This is a genomic window from Bowmanella yangjiangensis (genome assembly GCF_017255015.1).
Lineage (GTDB): Bacteria > Pseudomonadota > Gammaproteobacteria > Enterobacterales > Alteromonadaceae > Bowmanella > Bowmanella yangjiangensis.
Window position 1 is genome coordinate 1 of record NZ_JAFKCS010000723.1, and the last position, 369, is coordinate 369.

General features: G+C 63.7%; 1 protein-coding gene. It reads right to left on the reverse strand.

Annotated features, from left to right (window positions below):
• A partial coding sequence (locus J0A65_RS26420) for a hypothetical protein (protein WP_206597150.1) occupies positions 1 to 369 on the reverse strand: 369 nt, incomplete at both ends.

The following is a 369-nucleotide window of genomic DNA, read 5'->3' on the forward strand; positions in this document are numbered from 1 at the left end:
TGGTGGGCGTATTCAGGTCGGTCTCGCCCTCCTCGGCGGCCTTGGCCTGGATGGTCAGCCCGGGCAGGTCGACGGGGTCTTCGCTGGCCACGGCCAGGCCGGCAAACGCCAGGGCGAGTGGCACGGAGCAATACAACAGGGAGTGAGACACGGCAGAACGTCCAGGATTGCGCAGGGAAACCGGCCCGGCGGGGACCTGCGCCACTGGCTCGACAGCAGGTGTCGACGCGGATGAGGCAGACCCGAAAGGCATAATGTTATTGTTATAACATAACATTGTGCTGTTTCGCAGCCGCTCGCCCGGGCCAGCCGGCCGGCGCAGGAAGTCCTGAGAAAAAAGGTCGTTGAAGCGGAAATGGCGCGCCATGA